Origin of the sequence: Asticcacaulis sp. EMRT-3 (assembly GCF_030027245.1) — a bacterium.
In the GTDB taxonomy this organism is placed as follows: Bacteria; Pseudomonadota; Alphaproteobacteria; order Caulobacterales; family Caulobacteraceae; genus Asticcacaulis.
Genome location: NZ_JASERT010000001.1, coordinates 1823039 through 1841801, shown reverse-complemented (window position 1 = coordinate 1841801; position 18763 = coordinate 1823039). Strand labels below are relative to the sequence as shown.

25 protein-coding genes and 1 tRNA gene are annotated in these 18763 nt (G+C 60.7%); 11 read left to right on the top strand and 15 right to left on the bottom strand.

Annotated elements, in window-relative coordinates:
* Positions 1-37 precede the first annotated feature (37 nt).
* Together QB905_RS08870 and QB905_RS08865 are read left to right on the top strand one after the other, a co-directional pair.
* A complete protein-coding gene (locus QB905_RS08870) occupies positions 38-1435 on the top strand; it encodes a leucyl aminopeptidase family protein (protein WP_282974490.1) in 1398 nt (465 codons plus the stop codon).
* Between the two features lie 205 nt (positions 1436-1640).
* A complete protein-coding gene (locus QB905_RS08865) occupies positions 1641-2504 on the top strand; it encodes a C40 family peptidase (RefSeq protein WP_282974488.1) in 864 nt (287 codons plus the stop codon).
* A 28-nt stretch (positions 2505-2532) separates the two neighbouring features.
* Here QB905_RS08865 and QB905_RS08860 read toward each other — a convergent pair whose 3' ends face one another.
* Genes QB905_RS08860 through QB905_RS08850 form a run of 3 tightly spaced genes read right to left on the bottom strand, consistent with a single transcriptional unit; the run spans position 2533 to position 3819 of the window.
* Positions 2533-3018, bottom strand: a complete 486-nt coding sequence (locus QB905_RS08860) for a hypothetical protein (RefSeq protein ID WP_282974486.1) — start codon at positions 3016-3018, stop codon at positions 2533-2535.
* A 25-nt stretch (positions 3019-3043) separates the two neighbouring features.
* Positions 3044-3607 (bottom strand): cob(I)yrinic acid a,c-diamide adenosyltransferase, encoded by a 564-nt coding sequence (locus QB905_RS08855; RefSeq protein WP_282974485.1) that lies wholly within the window; start codon positions 3605-3607, stop codon positions 3044-3046.
* An 8-nt stretch (positions 3608-3615) separates the two neighbouring features.
* Positions 3616-3819 (bottom strand): twin transmembrane helix small protein, encoded by a 204-nt coding sequence (locus QB905_RS08850; protein ID WP_282974483.1) that lies wholly within the window; start codon positions 3817-3819, stop codon positions 3616-3618.
* A 248-nt stretch (positions 3820-4067) separates the two neighbouring features.
* Here QB905_RS08850 and QB905_RS08845 point away from each other — a divergent pair, with 248 nt between their 5' ends.
* Complete coding sequence (locus QB905_RS08845) at positions 4068-4694, top strand: TetR/AcrR family transcriptional regulator (protein WP_282974482.1); 627 nt, start codon at positions 4068-4070, stop codon at positions 4692-4694.
* A gap of 13 nt (positions 4695-4707) precedes the next feature.
* Here QB905_RS08845 and QB905_RS08840 read toward each other — a convergent pair whose 3' ends face one another.
* Positions 4708-4995 carry a hypothetical protein gene (locus tag QB905_RS08840; RefSeq protein ID WP_282974481.1) on the bottom strand — a complete coding sequence of 96 codons (288 nt, stop codon included), beginning with the start codon at positions 4993-4995 and terminating at the stop codon, positions 4708-4710.
* A 113-nt stretch (positions 4996-5108) separates the two neighbouring features.
* Here QB905_RS08840 and ccmC point away from each other — a divergent pair, with 113 nt between their 5' ends.
* From ccmC to QB905_RS08820, 4 genes are read left to right on the top strand one after another with little or no spacing between them, the layout of a single operon-like run.
* Positions 5109-5810, top strand: a complete 702-nt coding sequence (ccmC, locus tag QB905_RS08835) for a heme ABC transporter permease CcmC (RefSeq protein ID WP_282974478.1) — start codon at positions 5109-5111, stop codon at positions 5808-5810.
* A gap of 26 nt (positions 5811-5836) precedes the next feature.
* Positions 5837-6001, top strand: a complete 165-nt coding sequence (gene ccmD, locus QB905_RS08830; RefSeq protein ID WP_282974476.1) for a heme exporter protein CcmD — start codon at positions 5837-5839, stop codon at positions 5999-6001.
* Positions 5998-6519 (top strand): DsbE family thiol:disulfide interchange protein, encoded by a 522-nt coding sequence (locus QB905_RS08825; RefSeq protein ID WP_282974474.1) that lies wholly within the window; start codon positions 5998-6000, stop codon positions 6517-6519. Before ccmD ends, QB905_RS08825 begins: the two co-directional genes overlap by 4 nt.
* 30 nt (positions 6520-6549) lie before the next feature.
* On the top strand, positions 6550-7026 hold the full coding sequence (locus QB905_RS08820) for a VOC family protein (protein WP_282974472.1): 477 nt from the start codon (positions 6550-6552) through the stop codon (positions 7024-7026).
* 295 nt (positions 7027-7321) lie between these two features.
* On the opposite strand, the gene QB905_RS08815 is transcribed toward QB905_RS08820, so the two are convergent.
* Positions 7322-7525 (bottom strand): SlyX family protein, encoded by a 204-nt coding sequence (locus QB905_RS08815; protein WP_282974470.1) that lies wholly within the window; start codon positions 7523-7525, stop codon positions 7322-7324.
* Entirely contained in the window at positions 7522-8376 is an 855-nt protein-coding gene (locus QB905_RS08810; protein ID WP_282974468.1) for a prephenate dehydratase, read from the bottom strand. The genes QB905_RS08815 and QB905_RS08810 overlap by 4 nt, the downstream gene beginning before the upstream one ends.
* Positions 8377-8681: 305 nt before the next feature.
* On the opposite strand from QB905_RS08810, the gene QB905_RS08805 reads away from it, so the two are divergent.
* On the top strand, positions 8682-9329 hold the full coding sequence (locus QB905_RS08805) for a c-type cytochrome (RefSeq protein WP_282974466.1): 648 nt from the start codon (positions 8682-8684) through the stop codon (positions 9327-9329).
* A 69-nt stretch (positions 9330-9398) separates the two neighbouring features.
* Here QB905_RS08805 and QB905_RS08800 read toward each other — a convergent pair whose 3' ends face one another.
* Positions 9399-9713 (bottom strand): hypothetical protein, encoded by a 315-nt coding sequence (locus QB905_RS08800; RefSeq protein ID WP_282974464.1) that lies wholly within the window; start codon positions 9711-9713, stop codon positions 9399-9401.
* Positions 9714-9972: 259 nt separating this feature from the next.
* Between QB905_RS08800 and QB905_RS08795 the strand changes: the two genes are divergently transcribed.
* Positions 9973-10719: an electron transfer flavoprotein subunit beta/FixA family protein gene (locus QB905_RS08795; RefSeq protein WP_282974462.1), complete on the top strand. Its 747-nt coding sequence runs from the start codon at positions 9973-9975 to the stop codon at positions 10717-10719.
* 1 nt (position 10720) lies between these two features.
* Positions 10721-11668 carry an electron transfer flavoprotein subunit alpha/FixB family protein gene (locus QB905_RS08790; RefSeq protein ID WP_282974460.1) on the top strand — a complete coding sequence of 316 codons (948 nt, stop codon included), beginning with the start codon at positions 10721-10723 and terminating at the stop codon, positions 11666-11668.
* Between the two features lie 53 nt (positions 11669-11721).
* Here QB905_RS08790 and QB905_RS08785 read toward each other — a convergent pair whose 3' ends face one another.
* Together QB905_RS08785 and QB905_RS08780 are read right to left on the bottom strand one after the other, a co-directional pair.
* Entirely contained in the window at positions 11722-11991 is a 270-nt protein-coding gene (locus QB905_RS08785; RefSeq protein WP_282974459.1) for a DUF167 family protein, read from the bottom strand.
* A 5-nt stretch (positions 11992-11996) separates the two neighbouring features.
* Entirely contained in the window at positions 11997-12314 is a 318-nt protein-coding gene (locus tag QB905_RS08780; protein ID WP_282974457.1) for a YggT family protein, read from the bottom strand.
* Positions 12315-12433: 119 nt separating this feature from the next.
* On the opposite strand from QB905_RS08780, the gene QB905_RS08775 reads away from it, so the two are divergent.
* A tRNA-Ala gene (locus QB905_RS08775) sits at positions 12434-12509 on the top strand.
* 39 nt (positions 12510-12548) lie between these two features.
* Here QB905_RS08775 and QB905_RS08770 read toward each other — a convergent pair.
* From QB905_RS08770 to chpT, 6 genes are all read right to left on the bottom strand, one after another.
* Positions 12549-13394, bottom strand: coding sequence for a CheR family methyltransferase (locus QB905_RS08770; RefSeq protein WP_282974455.1), 846 nt, complete (start codon positions 13392-13394; stop codon positions 12549-12551).
* Entirely contained in the window at positions 13391-14581 is a 1191-nt protein-coding gene (locus QB905_RS08765; RefSeq protein WP_282974453.1) for a protein-glutamate methylesterase/protein-glutamine glutaminase, read from the bottom strand. The genes QB905_RS08770 and QB905_RS08765 overlap by 4 nt, the downstream gene beginning before the upstream one ends.
* Before the next feature lie 28 nt (positions 14582-14609).
* Positions 14610-14975 carry a response regulator gene (locus tag QB905_RS08760; RefSeq protein WP_282974451.1) on the bottom strand — a complete coding sequence of 122 codons (366 nt, stop codon included), beginning with the start codon at positions 14973-14975 and terminating at the stop codon, positions 14610-14612.
* Positions 14976-15002: 27 nt separating this feature from the next.
* On the bottom strand, positions 15003-15446 hold the full coding sequence (locus QB905_RS08755; RefSeq protein ID WP_282974449.1) for a chemotaxis protein CheW: 444 nt from the start codon (positions 15444-15446) through the stop codon (positions 15003-15005).
* Positions 15443-17872: a chemotaxis protein CheA gene (locus QB905_RS08750; protein WP_282974447.1), complete on the bottom strand. Its 2430-nt coding sequence runs from the start codon at positions 17870-17872 to the stop codon at positions 15443-15445. Before QB905_RS08750 ends, QB905_RS08755 begins: the two co-directional genes overlap by 4 nt.
* Before the next feature lie 147 nt (positions 17873-18019).
* Positions 18020-18745 (bottom strand): histidine phosphotransferase ChpT, encoded by a 726-nt coding sequence (gene chpT / locus QB905_RS08745; protein WP_282974441.1) that lies wholly within the window; start codon positions 18743-18745, stop codon positions 18020-18022.
* Positions 18746-18763: the final 18 nt, after the last annotated feature.

Below are 18763 nucleotides of genomic sequence, written 5' to 3'. Positions count from 1 at the left end.
AAACCCTTAACCTTTATTAACGCTGACGGACGACGCCATGCCCAAGCCGCTCAAAAATCCAGCCCCCGCCACGGAAAACCGGCTGATCGCCCTGTTTGAGGAAGACGCCGATGCCTGCATCACCGCCCTGCCTGCCGAACAGGCCGGGTTTTTGCGTCTGAAAACCTTTAGCGGCAAGGCGGGCAGCCTGATCATCCTGCCCGATGGCAAGGGCCTGACCGGCTGGTTTGGCTTAGGCGCGCGCAAAACCTGGTCGCCGATGCGTTTTCGCGGCCTGCCCACGCAATTGCCGAAAGGCGTCTGGGCGCTGGAATGCGACGCGGCGCTTGACCGGCACGCCATCCATGTGGCCTGGGCGCTGGGGGCCTACAGTTTCAACCGTTATAAGGCGTCGGCCAAGCCTGTTGAGGCCGTGCTTGACGACAGCCGCCTCGATGCCGGTGCGCGCGCCGCCATCGCTCTGGAAGCGGAAGCGCACGCCCTGGCGCGCGATCTGGTCAATACCCCCACCAATGATATGGGGCCCGCCGAGATCGAGACTGCCGCGCGAAGCCTGGCCGAAGCGCATGGTGCCGACGTCAGCGTGATTACCGGCGACGATCTGCTGACGCACAATTATCCGGCGGTTCATGCGGTCGGGCGCGCCGCCGGGCCCGGCAATGCGCCGCGCTTTATCGAGATCGGCTGGCAGGGCGCGGGCGCGGAGCCGGACGCGCCCGTCATCGTGCTGGTCGGCAAGGGGGTGGCCTTCGATACGGGCGGCCTGAATATCAAGCCGGGCGGCGGCATGGCCCTGATGAAGAAGGATATGGGCGGGGCGGCCCATGCTCTGGCTCTGGCGGGCTGGGTGATGGGGGCCGATCTGCCGGTGCGCCTGCATGTTTTGTTGCCCGCCGTTGAAAACGCCATTTCCGGCAATGCCTTTCGGCCCGGCGACATACTGGCCTCGCGGGCTGGCCTCAGCATCGAGATCGGCAATACCGATGCCGAGGGGCGACTGATCCTCGCCGATGCTCTGGCACGCGCCGGCGAACTGAACCCCACCCTGACCGTCGATTTCGCCACCCTCACGGGTGCTGCGCGCGCCGCTTTAGGGCCGGAGGTGATACCTTTTTATACGGAGAACGAAGATCTGGCCCGCCAGCTTGAAGTGGCCGCCATCGCCCGCCATGACCCCCTGTGGCGGATGCCCCTGTGGGCTGGTTATCAGGATGCGCTTGAGTCCGACATTGCCGACATCCGCAATGATCCCGCCGGCTGGGCGCAGGCCGGATCGGTGACGGCGGCCCTGTTCCTGCAACGCTTTGCACCCAAAAGCGGCGCCTGGGTGCATTTCGACATCTATGCCTGGAATCCGCGCGGGCGGGCGGGCTATCCGGTCGGGGCCGAAGCCCAGACCCTGCGCGCCGTTTTTCAGGTGCTGAAAAGCTACTGATACCTTCCTCTTTCCGTAAAGACCTTGTTGACCGTGGCTGTTAACGTGACCTTTGTATCCATCGGCTAGACTGTCTTCATGAGTAGAGAGCGCATCCTAAAAAGTGTGACGCACTTTTTGGATCCAGATGCGCGGTAAACAAAGGCGTAGAGCGCCGATCTGATGTCGTCAGATCGAAACGCGCTCTAGACGAGGCAGAAGCTTTATGACGCAGATGAGCGATGAACCCTTCGACAAGCGGACAACGCCCTATAGGGACGGCGTGACCGATCAGGCACATGAAGGCCTGATCCGCGCCAAAACCTATGTCGTGGGCGAAATCCTGAGCTGCTACGCCGCCACCGCACCCGTTCTGGCCCAGCCCGAACCGGGTGCCGAACAGCTTGATCAGTTGCTGCTCGGCGAACGCTTCAAGATCATCGAGCGCAAACACGACTATTACTGGGGTCAGGCCCTGCGCGATGGCTATGTCGGCTATGTGCCGGTATCGGCCTTCCGCCGCGACTGGTATCTGCCGACCCATTATGTCGCCACCTTGCGCACCTATGTCTTTGCCGCGCCCAATCTCAAGGCGTCGATCCAGCAGGCCCTGAGCCTCAATGCGCTGGTCTCGGTCAGCCGCCATGAAAACGGCTTTGCCTATATCAACGATATGGGCTGGGTGTTCGACAGCCATCTCAGCGATTTCGAGCGCTTCGCCGATGATTTCGTCGCTGTGGCCGAAAGCTATATCAACGCCCCCTATCAGTGGGGCGGACGCGAAAGCATCGGGCTCGACTGTTCGGGCCTGCTGCAACAGGCGCTCTATGCCGCAGGCTATGGCTGTCCGCGCGATTCCGACATGCAGGCCAGCCTCGGCGTGGCGCTGATACCCGGCCAGAACATGCAGAATCTGCGCCGTGGCGATCTCGTCTTCTGGAAGGGCCACGTCGCCATCATGGTCGATGACAGCCACATCATCCACGCCAATGCGCACCATATGAAGGTGGCGATTGAGCCGCTGCACACGGCCATAGCGCGTATCAGCGCCGCCGGGGCCGGTCAGCCGACGGGTTTCCGCCGCCTGTAAGGCGGGGGCTGCCCGTCAGGGTGTGCCATCAGGGTGTGCCCGTCTCGCAACTGACCTCGGCCGGATGTGCCTTCGCCTCGGCTATGGTGCCGAAATAATAATGACAATCGATCCTGTGCGTTTCGCTGCCGGCCTTATCGGTGGAATAGGCATTGATCATGACATGCGGCATTTCGTCGATGACATGGCCTAACAGCTTGTGGTCAATGCCGGCTCCGCTCACCGTCAGGCCGGGGGCATCGGGCCCGACATCGAACAGGTCGTCGCCGAGGCGGATGCGTCCGGCCTGATCGGCCTCACCCTGATGCTGTGCGGTGGGCGTGCCGAAATAATAGACATCGACCGTCACTTTTTCTCCGGCGTCACGGATGGCTTTGCGATCCGCCTGCGGAATGGCGAGATCAATGCGAAAGGTCGTGGCGGGCGAACCCTTTGGCGCGGCATGACAGCCAGTGAGCTGCGCCGCCATACAAACCACGGTGGCCAGGCTCAGGCCGGATTTTATTCCGAACATTCTCTTTTCCATGGTCATTTGACCCTCAGGCCGAAGGCACCCATTTGACATCGCCGCGCCCCTTGTCATTGGCATAACGCGACAGGACGAACAAAAGATCGGACAGGCGGTTCAGATATTTGACCGCTTCAGGATTGACCGCCTCGTCCCCCATCTTGCTGAGGGTGACGGCATCGCGTTCGGCGCGGCGCGCACAGGTACGCGCCAGATGCAGGTGGGCGCTGAGCGACGTGCCTGCGGGCAATACGAACGAATCGAGCGGGGCCAGATCGGCATTATAGGCATCGAGCGCCTCTTCGAGCGCCGTCACCTGTTCGGCCCGGATGCGCAGCGGCTTCCAACTGATCTCATCAGAAGGGGTGGCCAGATCGGCGCCGAGATCGAACAGGTCGTTTTGCAAACGCGCCAGCAGGGCGTCGAGCCCGTCCGTATCGCTGTATAAACGCACCAGACCGAGCGCCGCATTGGTTTCATCGACGCTGCCGATGGCGATGATGCGCGGGTCATCCTTGGCGCGCCGGGTGCCATCGGCCAGACCGGTCGTGCCATCGTCGCCGGTGCGCGTATAGATGCGGTTGAGCTTGACCATCCGTTGCGTCAGAGGCCCTTATGGAAGGCCCAGGCCGTGGCCACCAGCAGGCACAGGGCGATAAACTGAAACAGGATGCGCAGACGCATCAGCTTGTTCGACCAGTTTCTGCGAAACTCACCGCCGCGCGCCAGGCTGTAAAAACCGGCACCCAGAACGACCAGTACCGCCAGCATGGCGATGACGGCCAGAATGAAAAGAACAAGGCTCATGGCGCAACTTCCCTCTTTTGCCGGAAAATGTCGAGATAAAATCCGTCCGGCGCGTTGAGTTTCTCAACCACCGGCCTGAGTAGTTTTTCGCAACGCAAAAAATAAAACTGGCCGGTTCATTGAATTGCAATTTTCCTCATACTAAGTAGGGAGCTTCCGGGGGGCTAAGCTTACGTTTAGGTCATCTTTTGTGTGTGAGCGTACCGATGTTTGATCCCAGTTCAGTATCCCCCGTCCAGGAGTCCCCCGTGCCGTCAGGAGCCCGCGCCAGGTCAAAAGAGCGCAACCGCCTGAAAATTCTCGACTCCGCCACTCAGCTTTTTCGTGAACGCGGCTTTGAAGCGGCGACTTTACGCGACATAGCCAGTGCCGCCGACCTCTCCACAGGAGCCCTGTTCGCCAATTTTACCGACAAGAACGAGATTTTCATTACGGTCGTCGAAGCTGAAAACGCCCGCGTCATCCGGGTTATCCGCGATGCCTATGATGAAAGCCTGCCGCTGGTCGAGCGTCTGCACCGCCAGTTGATGCGCGGTTATGAAACCGCTGAAGCCAATGCCCGTCTGATCCTGTCGGCCTTCGTCATGAAATGGAGCGCCGGTCAGGCCTCGCTCAACGAGGTGGCGCGGCTGAGCGATCTGGTGCGGCTGGCCCTGTTTGATACGTTAAAAGCGGCGCAGGGCGCGGGCGAACTGCCGCAGGGTGCGCCGCTTGATTGTGCTTCGGAAATTCTCGAAGATTTGTGTTTTGCCAATATGCGCCGTGTTTTCCAGAACGGCTCGGAAACCGGCGGCTTCGATGTTGAAACTCTGCACACCAACATGCTGACCCAGATTAAACTGGTCATAGCCGGGCTGCGGGCCGAGGCCGCTTAAGCACGGCCCGGCTTTAACGCCGTTTCAGCCTGTGCTGGCGATAGACGGAGTGGCCGCCGCGTTGCGGGCCGAAGCGGTGACGCACCGGCAGGCTGATCACCACCATCAGCAGGATCAGGCTATCAAGCCGCCATGCCGTATTGATGAGGCCTGATCCCAGATACTGGATCAAAAATCCCGCCGAGGCAAACAGGGCCGCAACGGGCCATGCCGTCCAGCGCCAGCCTGCGCGCAGGCCCGCATAATAGATGGTGAAGGTGACGCAAAACAGAGTACCTGAGACAAGAGATGCCAGCAGCACTATGGAGTCCTCCCGTAAGCCCTGCCGCCATCATAAGGACAAGCGGCAAGGATTCCGTTAACGGCTATATCAAGCGCTTGCTCCGTTTCGCCAAAGCCCTTATCACCTGAGGCATGATCAATTTTCTGGCCAATCCGGAACGTTTTACCCGTGTCACCCGCCCCTTGCGGCCGTGGCTGGCGGGCCTGACCGCCATCGTCATGGTGTGGGGGCTGTTTCTCGCCTTCGCCTCGCCGCAGGATTACCAGCAGGGCAATACGGTGCGCATCATGTATATCCATGTGCCGTCGGCATGGATGGGTTTGAGCGTCTATGCCGCGATGGGGGTGGCGTCGTTTTTCGGCCTGATCTTCCGCCATGCCCTGGCCGATGCCGCCGCCCGCGCCATGGCGCCGATTGGCGCGGTCTTCACCGGTCTGGCCCTGATCACCGGCGCTCTGTGGGGCTGGCCGATGTGGGGCACGCCCTGGCAATGGGACGGACGCATGACCTCTGAACTGGTGCTTTTCCTGTTTTACATCGCCTATATCGCCTTGCAGGGTGCGATTGAGGACGAGACGAAAGCGGCGCGCATGAGTGCGATTCTGGCGCTGGTCGGACTGGTCAATCTGCCGATCATTCATTTTTCGGTACTGTGGTGGAATGGCCTGCATCAGGGCAACCGCATCGAGACGACGGGCGCTATCCTGTGGCCGCTGTTCGTGATGGTGGCGGCCTGGCACCTGTTGTTCGCCTGGCTGTTTCTGGTACGGATCGATTCGGAGATTCTGGAACGCCGCTACCGGTCTTTACGCGCCCGCCTGAGTTTTAACTGACCGGGCTTTAACTGAGGGAAAACGCCATGACGCTCGATCTCGACATGGGCAAGTATGCGCTGTTCGTCTGGGGCGCCTATGGCGTCAGTTTTGTGGCCATCGCCGCGCTGATCCTCATCTCGCTGCGCACGCAAAGGCAAAGACGTAAAAAGCTCGAAGCCTTGCAGGCGGCGGTGGAGGATAAGAGATGAAGCGCCTGCTGTTTTCGCTGCCGCTGATCCTGTTCGTGATCCTGCTGGCCATACTGGGCTGGTACAATTTCCATAAAAAAGCGCAGTATGAGCCGCGCGCTATGGTCGGCAAATCGGTGCCCGCCGTGGTGCTCAATGATGTGCAGGGTGGCCCGCCATCCGATCTGAAAAGCCTGCTTGTCGGCCGCACCAAGCCGGTTCTGGTCAATGTGTTTGCCTCATGGTGTGTGCCGTGCATGGCCGAAAATCCGCAACTGATGGCGCTGAAATCAAAGGGCGTGACGATTATCGGCGTGGCCTGGAAGGACGAGCCGCAGAACACGCTCAATTTTCTGGCCCAGCATGATGATCCCTACATTAAAACCCTGACCGATCCGAATGGCGACATGGCCCTCGGCCTCGGCATTTCGGGCGTGCCGGAAACCTTTATCGTCGCCCCCGATGGCACGATCACCGACAAGATCACCGGCCCCATCGTGCCGGAAACGGTGGATGCGGTTTTCAAGGAAGTGCAGTAAACTCCCTGCACAACAGAAGGGAAACGCACCATGACCGCCAAAAACACGATCTGCCTGTGGTACAGCCACGATGCCGAAAATGCCGCGCGATTCTATGCCGACACCTTTCCCGACAGCGAAGTGACCGCCGTGCACCGCGCCCCGTCCGATTATCCGGGCGGCCAGGCAGGCCAGGTGCTGACGGTCGAATTCACCGTCTGCGGCATACCCTGCCTTGGCCTGAATGGCGGTGACGCCTTCAGGCAGTCGCAGGCCTTTTCGTTCCAGATCGCCACCGATACGCAGGAAGAAACCGACCGCTACTGGGACGCTATTGTCGGTCATGGCGGCACGGAAAGCGCCTGCGGCTGGTGTCAGGATAAGTGGGGTGTGTCATGGCAGATCACGCCGCGCGTTCTGACCGACGCGATGGCTGAGGGCGGCGATGTCGCCAAACGCGCCTTTGCGGCCATGATGGAGATGGGCAGGATCGACATTGCCAAAATCGAGGCGGCGGTCAGGGGCTGACGCCGAACATGGAAGCGATGCTAGAGCAACGAGCATTTAATTTGACTTACAAATTCAATGCGAGATGCGGAAAACGCAAAATGTAGAGCGGGTTGCATTCCTTTGACCGATTCAATCAGAATGCAAACCGCTCTAAGGTCCGTATTCCCCCTTTGTCGCGGACAAGCCGCGCCACCTTCCCCGTAAACGGGGAAGGATAGTCGGGGAATGTTCTCATCCTTCCCCGTTTACGGGGAAGGTGTCAGCGCCGGAGGCGATGACGGAAGGGGGAATCTTCCCTTGCTTAGGCCGGTCTTTAATAATGCGGCGGCTTCGTCACCGGCGCGGCCTCGGCGGTGCGGTCTTCGAGGCCGGTCAGATGTTCGCCTAAGCGTTCGAGCGAACGGCGCATGGCGTCGAGCGCCTTCCATTGCGCGTTCAGTTGTTCAGACAGTTCGTCGATGGTTTTTTGCTGATGGGCGACGATCTCTTCCAGCGCCTCGATGCGGGTATCGCTCATAACTGGCCTGCGCTGTGGCGGAACGGATCTATCGCATAGGTGCCGAGCATTTCAACATCGACGGCGTAGAAATGCAGTTCTTCGAGGGCGCGCTTCAAGGGCGCATCGTCGGGACGACCCACCACATCGCAATAAAACATGGTCGAGGCGAAGCGGCCATTCTCGATATAGGATTCGAGCTTGGTCATGTTGACGCCATTGGTGGCGAAGCCGCCCAGCGCCTTATAAAGCGCGGCGGGCACGTTTTTGACGCGGAACACAAAGCTGGTCATGCACTCGCCATCCTCAGGCGGGGTCACCTTGTCCGTTGCGGTCAGCACCAGAAAGCGGGTGGTGTTGTCGCGCGCATCTTCCATATTGCGGCGCAGGATCTTCAGCCCGTAAAGCTCGGCGGCCACTTCCGGCGCGATGGCGGCGCGGTCGGGTTCGCGCGTTTCAGCCAGGGCGCGGGCCGCGCCCGCCGTATCGTGGAACACTTCGGCGGTGATGTGCATTTCGCGCAGAGCTTTCCGGCATTGCAGCAGGGCCATAGCGTGCGAGGCGGCGACGCGGATATTTTCCAGCTTCGTTTCCGGCACGGCCATCAGCATCATTTCGATGGCTAAGAAGCGTTCGCCGATGATTTTCAGGCCCGAACGGGGCAGAAGGTGATGCACGTCCGATACCCGGCCCGCCACCGAGTTTTCGACCGGCATCATGCCCAGATCGCACTCGCCCGCCGTGACGGCAGCAAAGGCCGCCTCGAAGGTGGGGAAGGGCACGGGCGTGTAATCGCCGAACCAGCGTCGCGCCGCCTGATGGCTGAAGGCGCCGGGTTCGCCCTGATAAGCGATTTTGCGGTCTGTGGTCATCGGTCGGAGCCTTGCGAAAAGACAGGCCCAAGCCTTTCCCAGATGCGGGCGCATTTGGCAAGGGCCCGGCTTGCAGAGACGCAAGGGCCAATGACAAAAATCAACCCGGCCCGCCTGCGACGATTTGCCACGTTTGCGCCACTTTTGCCCGCACCTGTCAAAAGTCGGCTTGCGTCCTGGCCGATGGCGTGGCACAGAGCCAGACATAAGACAGGGAAAGCGCCTGCCTCTGGAGCGGCTGTTGACAGCCGTAACCACGGGCCTAAAGTTCGGCGTCAAGAGGAATCAATAGGGTAACTGGGCATATGAGCGGCGACCTGCAAACAAACAAAATCCTGGGCGCAGTCCTGGCAACCGGTCTGGTCATTATGGTGGTGAAGATCGGCTCAAGCTATATTTACGAGCATAAGGCACCGGAAAAGCCCGGTTATGCCATCGCGGTAGCCGAATCCAGTGATACGGGCACGGCTGCGCCTGTCGATACGCCGCCCGATTGGGGCACGGTGCTGCCGACCGCTGATCTGGCGGCGGGCCAGAAGGTCTTCACCAAGTGTCAGGCCTGTCACGACAATATTCAGGGCGGCCCCAATATGACCGGGCCGAACCTGTGGGGCGTGGTGGGCCGCCCCACCGCCTCGCATCCCGGCTTTGACTATTCCGACGCCATGAAGGCCCACGCCAAGGACAGCCCCAACTGGACCTATGACGCCCTGTACAAATTCATCGACGCGCCCGCCAAGGTGGTCAAGGGCACCAAGATGACCTTCCCCGGCGACAAAAAGATCGACGAGCGCATCAATCTGATCGCTTACTTACGTTCTCAGGGCTCTTCGACCTATCCGATTCCGCCCGCAGCGGCACCTGCGCCAGCGGCTTCCGCAGCCGGTGCGGCGGGGGCGAAAGCTTCGGCCAGCGACTCGGGCAAGGCCACCTCTGCGGCGGCGGCTCATTAAAGCGCCGATTGCGATGCTGAAGGTGGCGTCCACTTTTTAGAAAGCCGCTTTGATTCAGGTCGTTTCGCTCTATTGCGCAGCCTGATGGGCGGGCGCGGCGGTTTTCGCCGCTCTGTTGACCGTCTGGGCATTGCTGGCTTTTTTGTCGCCATCGTGAAAATCGATGGTGACGCTGGTTTCAGGCGCGCCAGGTTTGCGACCGGTCAGGGTCGGCAGGTAGATCGGCGTCTCACAGTTGCGGTAGCGATACGAGAACCAGCCACCGGCGGCATCGCATTTTTTCTGCGGAATCTGGTAGAGCAAAGTCCAGGCGGTGATCGCCGCGCTGGTCAGTCCCAGCAGGATGATAAACACATATTTCAGCTTGCCGATCTGGCTCTTCATCGATCTGGATTCCTGCAAAAACGACCGTCTTATGCGCCGAATGGTCAGCGGCGGCAATCGCAAAGGCGGCGAAAAAGGCCGCAAACCGGCATAAAAATCGGGCCAATTGTCGGTTTAGCCCCATATCTCGCCCACATTGCGGGTTGACTTATGGGCTGCACACCGTCACTTAAATCACAAGCCGTCATTGTTGACGTTTGCGTCAACTTTGTGCATGATGCGTCAATAAACGCTGTCTGATATGCAGAGGTAACAGACCATGAAGATACTGGTGCCCGTCAAGCGGGTCTTGGATTACAATGTCAAGGTTCGCGTCAAGGCCGATCAGTCGGGCGTTGATCTGGCCAATGTCAAGATGTCGATGAATCCGTTCGATGAAATCGCCGTCGAGGAAGCCGTGCGTCTCAAGGAAAAGGGCGTGGCCACCGAGGTAATCGCGGTTTCCATCGGGCCTGCGCAGGCCAAGGACACGATCATCACGGCGCTGACCATCGGCGCGGATCGCGGCATCCTGATCCAGACCGATCAGGACATTGAGCCTCTGGCCATAGCCAAGCTTCTGAAAGCCGTGGCCGAGGCTGAAAAGCCCGACCTGATCATCATGGGCAAGCAGGCGATTGATGGCGACAATAACGCCACCGGTCAGATGCTCTCGACCCTGCTGGGCTGGCCGCAGGCCACATTTGCATCCAAGGTCGTCGTGGAAAACGGTGAAGCTCAGGTGACGCGCGAAGTCGATGGCGGCCACCAGACCCTGGCAGTCAGCCTGCCTGCCGTGATTACCACCGACCTGCGCCTCAATGAGCCGCGCTATGCCTCCCTGCCCAATATCATGAAGGCGAAAAAGAAGCCGCTGGAGATGAAAACCGTGGCCGATTACGGCGTTGACGTGACACCGCGCCTCAAGGTGGTCAAGGTCAGCGAACCGCCGAAGCGCTCGGCGGGTATCAAGGTGGCCGACGCCGCCGAACTGGTTTCCAGGCTCAAATCCGCAGGAGTTTTGTAAGATGCCAAATACTGGAAAGGCTCTGGTAATTGCCGATCACGACGGCGCGCACCTGCGTGACACCACCTTGAAAACGATCACGGCGGCGAAAGCCCTGTCCGCTGACATCGATGTGCTGGTCTATGGCGACGGCTGTCAGGCCGTGGCCGAAACGGCTGCCAAGATCGCCGGTGTCGGCAAGGTTTTGCTCAGCCAGTCGCAGGCCTTGAAAGAAGATATTGCCGAAGATGTGGCTGTGCTGGTGGCCGGTCTGGCTGCCAGTTACGACGCGGTGGCCGTTCCAGCCTCGACCTCGGGCAAGAATTTCGCGCCGCGCGTGGCGGCCCTGCTCGATGTGTCACTGATCAGCGATGTGATGCAGGTGGTGGACGCCCATACCTTCGTGCGCCCGATCTATGCCGGTAATGCGCTCGAAACCATCCAGACCTCCGACGCCAAAATCGTCATGACCGTGCGCACCACGGCCTTTGCACCCGCAGCGGGCGAAGGCGGGTCGGCGGCGGTTGAGAACGTGGCGGCCCCGGCGCCCTCGGCGGGTACGCGCTTTATCTCCGAAGAGATGGTGGTATCGGATCGTCCGGAACTGGGCTCGGCGAAGGTGGTGGTGTCCGGTGGACGCGCACTGGGCTCCAAGGCGGAATTTGACGCTGTACTCAATCCGTTGGCGGAAAAGCTGAATGCGGCGGTAGGGGCTTCGCGCGCCGCTGTCGATGCCGGTTACGCGCCCAATGATTATCAGGTCGGCCAGACCGGCAAGGTGGTGGCCCCCGATCTCTATATCGCCATCGGCATTTCCGGCGCGATCCAGCATCTGGCCGGGATGAAGGATTCGAAAGTTATTGTGGCGATTAACAAAGACGCCGAGGCACCGATCTTTGGCGTGGCCGATTTCGGTCTGGTGGCCGATTATCAGACCGCCATTCCCGAACTGATGAAGGCACTTGGCTGAGGCGCACTCAAGGACGGAAAAAGCCGGGCGCGCTCATCGCGGGCCCGGCTTTTTCATGTCAGTTTTTGGCTTAGCTCGGCCTCATCGAGCCCATCAATCTCAAGCGTTTTGAGGCGTGACGTATCGCCGCTCAGCAGGGTGATCCGTGATTTCGGCATATCGAGGGCCTTGGCGAGCAGGGCGATCAGGGCCGTATTGGCGCGGCCTTCGATGGGGGCGGCCCGAACGCGCACCTTGAGAACGGCGCGGTCATGCGCGTCCTTGTCCCAGCCGTCTATGCGATCCGCCGCCGCTTTCGGCGTCAGGCGCACGACCAGCCGCATGGTGATCAGCCGATCAGTTGTTGCAGGGTCATGGCCGCCGGTAACAGCAGATAACCCTGAATGCCGCGAATGACGAGGAAGCAGACAATGTAACTGATGTCGAGGCCGCCGATATTGGGGATGACGGCGCGAAACGGCGCCAGTACCGGCGCTGTGATGCGATCGACAATATCAAGGATCCGCCAGACGATCGGGTTGCGGGTATTAATGACGTTAAAGGCCACAAGCCAGCTCAGAACGGCGGAGATAATCAGGCACAGGACGATGACGTCGAGCAGCCCATTGACGATGTAATAGATAAAACCGGCAAGACCTGTGGGCATGAAAAATTCCTGTAAATGACGCTGCACGGAATATAGGGCATTCTGCGGCCTGCGCAAGTTAAGCAGCGCTTGACAAGCGCGCCGCATCGCTTAAATAGACGGCACTTCGCGGCAGGTATGGGGCTATAGCTCAGTTGGTAGAGCGCCTCGTTCGCAATGAGGAGGTCTGCGGTTCGAATCCGCATAGCTCCACCATACCGCTGCGAAAATCCCTTAAATCTCGATAAAGCCGTTTCAGGCCAGTTTGCGCAGAGGCGTCTGGGTGCGGATCGCCTGATTCTTGATATACAGGCCGCGCATCCCCGGCATGGGCTTGAACACATCGGTGATGCCCAGCACGGTTTCGGCGGCACCGAGCAGCAGATAGCCGTCTTCGGGCAGCAGGCTGGCCATCTGTTCGAGCACGCGCTTCTTGGTTTCGAGATCGAAATAGATCAGCACATTGCGGCAATAGATGATGTCCTGACGGCCGATGGAGCGCAGGTCTTCGAGCAGGTTCATCTTCTTGTAGCGCACGCTGGCCCTGATCCGGGGCGACAGCCGCCACATCTCATCAACCTTCTCAAAATGCTTGACCATCATGGTGATGGGCAGGCCGCGCTGCACCTCAAACTGGGTGTAGAGGCCCGATTGCGCCTTTTCCAGACAGCGGTCAGAGATGTCGGTGGCCAGAATATCGAGATTGACGCGCGGATAGAGCATTTTCAGCTCTTCCATCATCATGGCCAGCGAATAGGGTTCCTGACCCGTGGAGCAGGCGGCGCACCACACCTTGATGTCGCCGCTGACGCGCGAACGGGCCAGCGTCGGCAGGATGTCGCTCTTGAACTGGTCGAACGGTGTCTTGTCGCGGAAGAAGAAGGTTTCGTTGGTCGTCATGGCGTCGGTGACGGCCACCAACAGCTTTTCGTCGCGCTTGATACGCAGGGCGGTCAACAGGGCATCGACATTGGCGAAGCCTTCGCGGCGCGCCACGGGCGACAGGCGGCTTTCGATCAGATAGGTCTTGTCGGTGCCGAGGATCAGGCCGGAACGGGTCTTGAGCGTCGAGGCCAGGTGTTCGATGTCTTCAGGGCTCATTGGGGACGCTCTCCACGTGCGAAGGTCTTGCAGGCCGCAGACAGGCCAGGAATGGGTTTGATCAGTTCGGCCAGGCCGGCTTCGGCAACGGCACCGGGCATCCCCCAGACGACGCTGGAGGCTTCGTCCTGTACCAGCACGCTGCCATTAACATTCACCAGGGCCTGGGCGCCATCGCGGCCATCATGGCCCATGCCGGTTAGCACCACGCCGAGCGCGTGATTGCCGTAAACCTCGGCGGCGGAACGGAAAAGCGGATCGACAGCCGGGCGGCACCAGTTGACCTGAGGCCCCTGATCGAGCTTCAGGGTGGGCAGACCGAGCGGGCCCTTGATGGTCATATGGAAATCGCCGGGCGCAATATAGATGGTGCGCGATTCGATATTCATGCCGTCCTTCGCCTCGACCACGCGCTGCGGCAGCGCCTTATCAAGGTGTTCGGCCAGGATGGCGGTGAAGGTGGCGGGCATGTGCTGCACGATCAGCACCGGCAGCTTCCAGTCGGGGCCAAGGCCCAGCAGGAAGGCGCGCAGGGCGGGCGGGCCGCCGGTGGAAGCTCCCACCACGAGGGCGTCGATGCGCTTGGGGCCGCCGGAACGGGCGCGCAAAACAGGCGCAGCGGGAGTGATGATCGGACGCGGAGCGGGCGTGAAGCCTGCGGGCGCAGGTGACGGACGCTCGAGCGCAGCGGGCTTTTCGACCTGCGGCGCGCGTTCGACCGTCCCGGCACCCGGGGGCAGGGGCCACGAGCGCGTGCGGCCGCACAGGGCGCGGATCTTGGTCAGCAGTTCTGAGCGGAAACCATCAGCCCCGCCGATACGCGACGAATCGGGCTTGGGGATATAGTCGGCGGCCCCCAGTTCGAGGGCGCGCAGCGTGACATTGGCGCCGCGCGTCGTCAGGGTGGAAGCCATCAGCACCTTGAGGCCCGGCTTGGCCGCCAGCAGCTTGGGCAGGGCTTCCAGCCCGCCCATATTCGGCATTTCGATGTCGAGGATCAGCACATCGGGCTGGATCTCGCGCACCTTCTCGACGCCCTTGGCGCCATCAATGGCCAGACCCGCCAGAACCATGTCTGGTTCCTGTTCGAGCCAGCGCGAGATCAGACCCCGCACGACCGCCGAATCATCGACAATCATGATCTTGAGGGGGCGCAGCGAGGCAGCCGTGTGGGGATTAAGCGACATAGAGGTCTGGCCGTAGGCTAAAAGCTGATTATAAAAGGCCGACTTCGGAGAATTTCGCTTCCAGAATCTCGCCGTCGAAGGGCTTCATGATGTATTCGGAAGCCCCTTCGGTCAGGGCTTCGGTGATGTGGCCAAGATCGTTTTCGGTGGTGCAGAAGACCACGATGGGGGCCTTGCCGCCGTCTTCCTTGCGCAACTGGCGCAGGAAGGTAATGCCGTCCATGACCGGCATGTTCCAGTCGAGCAGAATGGCCGAAGGCATCTTGTCCTTACAGGCCTTCAGCGCCTCCATGCCGTCATTGGCTTCGGTGACTTCAAACGACAGGTTTTCCAGGATGCGGCGAGCCACCTTGCGGATCACGCGGCTATCATCGACGACGAGACAGGTTTTCATCCTGTTTTATTCCCTATATACAAAGTGTTAGGCTGCCTTGAGATGGGCGTTGTCCAGCAGCGTATGCGGATCCAACACTATCAGAAGTTCCTTTTCCAATTGATAAACACCGACGATAATTTCTGCCCAGCGCGGCGGCAGGTTGCCGGGGGCGGCGTGGAATTTTTCGTCGTCGAGTTTCAGCACCTCATCGACCGAATCGATGACCAGCCCATAGGAATCGCCCTGCACTTCGAGGCCGATGGCCAGGGGTTCGGGCGCGCCTTCCTCGCGGGGCGGCAGACCCAGACGCCTGCGCGCGCAGACGGCGGTGACGATACGGCCGCGCAGATTGAGCACGCCGGCAATTTCGGGGCGCGACTGCGGCACGGGCGTCAGGCCGCGCGGATGGAAAACATCATGGACACGGGCGGCATCGACGCCGAAAAGCTGGCCGCCGACACGCAGGGTTACATAGTCACGCAGGCTCATGCGACGGCCCTTTCACTGGAAGCTGCACCCGGCTTGCGCTGATGTTCGGCCAGGCCTTGCACATTATAATAATCGACATCGAGGATTTCACAGGCGCGACCGGCCACCACGGCGGTGCCGCGCACGCCCGAACGGTCGGGCGACAACTCGATCGACAGGCGATCCTCGACAACATCGACGATCTCATCGACCGCCAGCGCCATCGCATAGCCTTCGCCGGTAAAGACGAGCAGGGGCTGAATGCCCTCGCTCATCAGGTCGTGCATACCATTGAGGCCGAGCACCGGCATCAGCTTGCCGCGATATTGCAGGGCGGCGCGGCCATCCATGCGTTCGATCTTTTCGACCTCGATATGTTCGAGGCGGGTGATGTGGGCCAGTTCGACGGCCTTGGGTGCGCCGCCGCCCGCCTTGAAGAGCAGCATGGCCACCGTGGCCGTGTCGCCGGTATCGACCGCGTCTTCGGCATCTTCCGACGCCTTTTCTTCGAGCATATTGCCGGCGCGTTCGGACAGGGCATTGGGATCGAGGATCAGCACCACCGAGCCATCGCCCAGAATGGTGGCACCGGAAAAGACATCGACATCGCGCAGGATCGAGGCCAGCGGCTTGACGACGATTTCCTCGGTGTCGAGCACATCATTGACCACCAGCCCATAGCGGCGTTCGCCGACCTGAATGACCATGACGAAGGTGGCGTCTTCGTCCCTGGCGGCTTCAAGCTGGAGCGTGGGGCCAAGCTGCACCAGCGGCAACAGCTTGTTGCGCAGGCGCAGGACAAGCGCGTCATTGATTTTTTCGATCCGGTGTTCGGCATTCTGGCCGGTGCGCACCAGTTCGAGCACCGAGGTTTGCGGCACGGCGAATTTTTGTCCGCCCGCCCCGACGATCAGGGCCGAGACGATGGCCAGGGTCAGCGGAATCTTGATGGTGAAGGTGGTGCCGCCGCCGCTCACCGAGGTCAGGTCGATCTGGCCGCCGATCTGTTCGATATTGGTGCGCACCACGTCCATGCCGACGCCGCGGCCCGACAGATTGGTGACCTTGGCGGCGGTCGAGAAGCCGGGGGCGAAGATATAGCGGTGAATCTGCTGGTCGTTGAGGCCCTCGACCTCGGTGCGCGAGGCAAGACCTTTTTCGATGATCTTCTCACGGATGCGGCCTGTATTGAGGCCGCGTCCGTTATCGGAGATGCGGATGACGATATAGCCGCCCTCATGGAAGGCCGACAGCTTGACCGTGCCATTGGCGGGTTTGCCGAGCTGGACACGCTCCTCGGTCGATTCCAGGCCGTGATCGGCGGAATTGCGCACCATATGGGTAAGGGGGTCGCGGATCAGCTCCAGCACTTGACGATCAAGCTCGGTGCCCTCGCCTTCCATGACCAGATCGATCTTCTTGCCCAGTTCGTAGGACAGGTCGCGCACCAGACGCGGCAGCTTTTTCCACGCCGCGCCAATCGGCTGCATCCGCGTTTTCATCACGCTGTCCTGCAATTCGCCGGTCAGGGTGGACAGGCGCTGCAAGGGCGTGGCGAAGGCGGAATCTTCGCGGTTGCGGCTGATTTGCAGGAGCTGGTTGCGCGTCAGCACCATTTCCGACACGAGGGTCATCAGCCCTTCGAGCACATCGACCGACACGCGGATCGACTGGGTGGTGGTGATGCCTTGCGTTTCTTCACCGCCTAAACCGGGCCCGCCTAAACCCGACATGGCTTCGGGTGCTTTTGCGGCGGCAGATTCGGCGGGTTTGGCGGCGACAGCCGGTTCCGGCGCGACTTCCGACACCGGTTCGGGTTCGTCATTCATCCAGTCGGGTGCATCGGCGGCGGCGAAGGCGGCTTCGAGATCGGCCTCGGAGACTTCACCGGGGCGCAAGGCGCGGCCCGTGGCCGGATCGATGTCGCCGACATTCAGCCCGGTGGCAGGGGTTGTCGATTCCGGCGGGATAGCACCCAGCGCCGGCACATTCAGTTCGGCAGGATCGATGTCGGAGCCGATCGGACGGTCAGGCACCTGAACGGCCTGAACGGCGGTCAGATCGACTTCGCCGCCTTCGGCCATCGCTTCAAGCTGGGCGATCAGGTCGCGATCATCGCCTTCGGGCTCATTGCCGGTGGCTTCCAGGCCCGCCAGAATAACCTTGATGCGGTCGATGGAGTGCAAAACCAGAGTAACGGCGACCGGCGTGACCTCAAGCTTGCCGTCACGGAAGCGGCCCAGCAGGGTTTCACCGGCATGGGCCACGGCTTCGAGTCGCGGCAGGCCGAGAAAGCCGCAGGTGCCCTTGATAGTATGGACAAGCCTGAAAATATTGTCGAGCGTCTTGCGTTCGGTAGGATTGGCTTCGAACTTGACCAGTTCGGAATCGACGACCTCAAGGCTTTCGCCGGTCTCGGTAAGAAATTCGGCAATTAAATCGTCCACAGTGCAACCCCGCATCTGATGACTGCCCGTAAGTTACACGTCGGGCGAGCCTGTTTCGGGTTCACTATCAATGGCTTTGGTTAAGAGAGGGTTGGCAAGAGATTGACAAAACCTAAATTTGTCGTTTTTTGCCGGGTTTGCGCCCCCCTATTCCGGCATATGGATCGTGATGCCGAGCGAATCGGGTTCAGCAACGAAATCGAGCCTGCCACCCGCCTCATGCACCACGCTGTATAGCCAGTGCGGCTGTATCCATTGACCGGACAGGCCGTCGCCGAGCGGCAGGCCTTTTAAGCCTTCGATGGCCTCGGCCTTCAGACGGGCGCGCGCACCCTTGGAGTCCGAGGTCAGGATCAGGCCGTTTTCATCACGCTGCATCGTGAGCGTGGCCGTGCCGCCTACCGGCAGGGCGTTACCGGCGATCAGGCCGAGATTAAGCAGGGCGCGGGCGGCGGGTTTGGAAAAAAGCGCGTCCGGTGCAATGTCGAACACCAGTTCGGCGCGCATCCCGGAAAAAACATCGGCGAGGATCGTTTTGAGTTGCGAACCGTTAAAGGCTTCGGACGTGGTGGCGGCACCGTAGGCGACGCGCGCGAAATGAACCAGCGTGACCAGCTTTTTCGCCGAGGTCGAGATCAGGTTCATCGCCTCCTGCTTCATATCTTGGGCCGTCGGGTCTTCGAGCAGGTCGAGGCCGGAGATGATGGCGCCGGCGGGCGAAATGAAATCATGGCACAGCTTGGCGACGAGCTGGGTGGCCAGGGCGTGGGCACCCATCTGATAGCCGCCTGCCTGTACAGGGTCGGGCGCAGCCGGATCGGTGGCCGGGGGGGTAAGCGTTTCGGTGGCCAGTTCGTCCGTATGCATATTCATATCCTGTCAGGGTTTAGC

Bases quoted from the DNA above. Each gene is read 5' to 3' on its own strand.
- QB905_RS08870 (WP_282974490.1), top strand. From the start codon at position 38: ATGCCCAAGCCGCTCAAAAATCCAGCCCCCGCCACGGAAAACCGGCTG.
- QB905_RS08865 (WP_282974488.1), top strand. From the start codon at position 1,641: ATGACGCAGATGAGCGATGAACCCTTCGACAAGCGGACAACGCCCTAT.
- QB905_RS08860 (WP_282974486.1), bottom strand. From the start codon at position 3,018: ATGTTCGGAATAAAATCCGGCCTGAGCCTGGCCACCGTGGTTTGTATG.
- QB905_RS08855 (WP_282974485.1), bottom strand. From the start codon at position 3,607: ATGGTCAAGCTCAACCGCATCTATACGCGCACCGGCGACGATGGCACG.
- QB905_RS08850 (WP_282974483.1), bottom strand. From the start codon at position 3,819: ATGAGCCTTGTTCTTTTCATTCTGGCCGTCATCGCCATGCTGGCGGTA.
- ccmC (WP_282974478.1), top strand. From the start codon at position 5,109: ATGATCAATTTTCTGGCCAATCCGGAACGTTTTACCCGTGTCACCCGC.
- ccmD (WP_282974476.1), top strand. From the start codon at position 5,837: ATGACGCTCGATCTCGACATGGGCAAGTATGCGCTGTTCGTCTGGGGC.
- QB905_RS08825 (WP_282974474.1), top strand. From the start codon at position 5,998: ATGAAGCGCCTGCTGTTTTCGCTGCCGCTGATCCTGTTCGTGATCCTG.
- QB905_RS08820 (WP_282974472.1), top strand. From the start codon at position 6,550: ATGACCGCCAAAAACACGATCTGCCTGTGGTACAGCCACGATGCCGAA.
- QB905_RS08815 (WP_282974470.1), bottom strand. From the start codon at position 7,525: ATGAGCGATACCCGCATCGAGGCGCTGGAAGAGATCGTCGCCCATCAG.
- QB905_RS08810 (WP_282974468.1), bottom strand. From the start codon at position 8,376: ATGACCACAGACCGCAAAATCGCTTATCAGGGCGAACCCGGCGCCTTC.
- QB905_RS08805 (WP_282974466.1), top strand. From the start codon at position 8,682: ATGAGCGGCGACCTGCAAACAAACAAAATCCTGGGCGCAGTCCTGGCA.
- QB905_RS08800 (WP_282974464.1), bottom strand. From the start codon at position 9,713: ATGAAGAGCCAGATCGGCAAGCTGAAATATGTGTTTATCATCCTGCTG.
- QB905_RS08795 (WP_282974462.1), top strand. From the start codon at position 9,973: ATGAAGATACTGGTGCCCGTCAAGCGGGTCTTGGATTACAATGTCAAG.
- QB905_RS08790 (WP_282974460.1), top strand. From the start codon at position 10,721: ATGCCAAATACTGGAAAGGCTCTGGTAATTGCCGATCACGACGGCGCG.
- QB905_RS08785 (WP_282974459.1), bottom strand. From the start codon at position 11,991: ATGCGGCTGGTCGTGCGCCTGACGCCGAAAGCGGCGGCGGATCGCATA.
- QB905_RS08780 (WP_282974457.1), bottom strand. From the start codon at position 12,314: ATGCCCACAGGTCTTGCCGGTTTTATCTATTACATCGTCAATGGGCTG.
- QB905_RS08770 (WP_282974455.1), bottom strand. From the start codon at position 13,394: ATGAGCCCTGAAGACATCGAACACCTGGCCTCGACGCTCAAGACCCGT.
- QB905_RS08765 (WP_282974453.1), bottom strand. From the start codon at position 14,581: ATGTCGCTTAATCCCCACACGGCTGCCTCGCTGCGCCCCCTCAAGATC.
- QB905_RS08760 (WP_282974451.1), bottom strand. From the start codon at position 14,975: ATGAAAACCTGTCTCGTCGTCGATGATAGCCGCGTGATCCGCAAGGTG.
- QB905_RS08755 (WP_282974449.1), bottom strand. From the start codon at position 15,446: ATGAGCCTGCGTGACTATGTAACCCTGCGTGTCGGCGGCCAGCTTTTC.
- chpT (WP_282974441.1), bottom strand. From the start codon at position 18,745: ATGAATATGCATACGGACGAACTGGCCACCGAAACGCTTACCCCCCCG.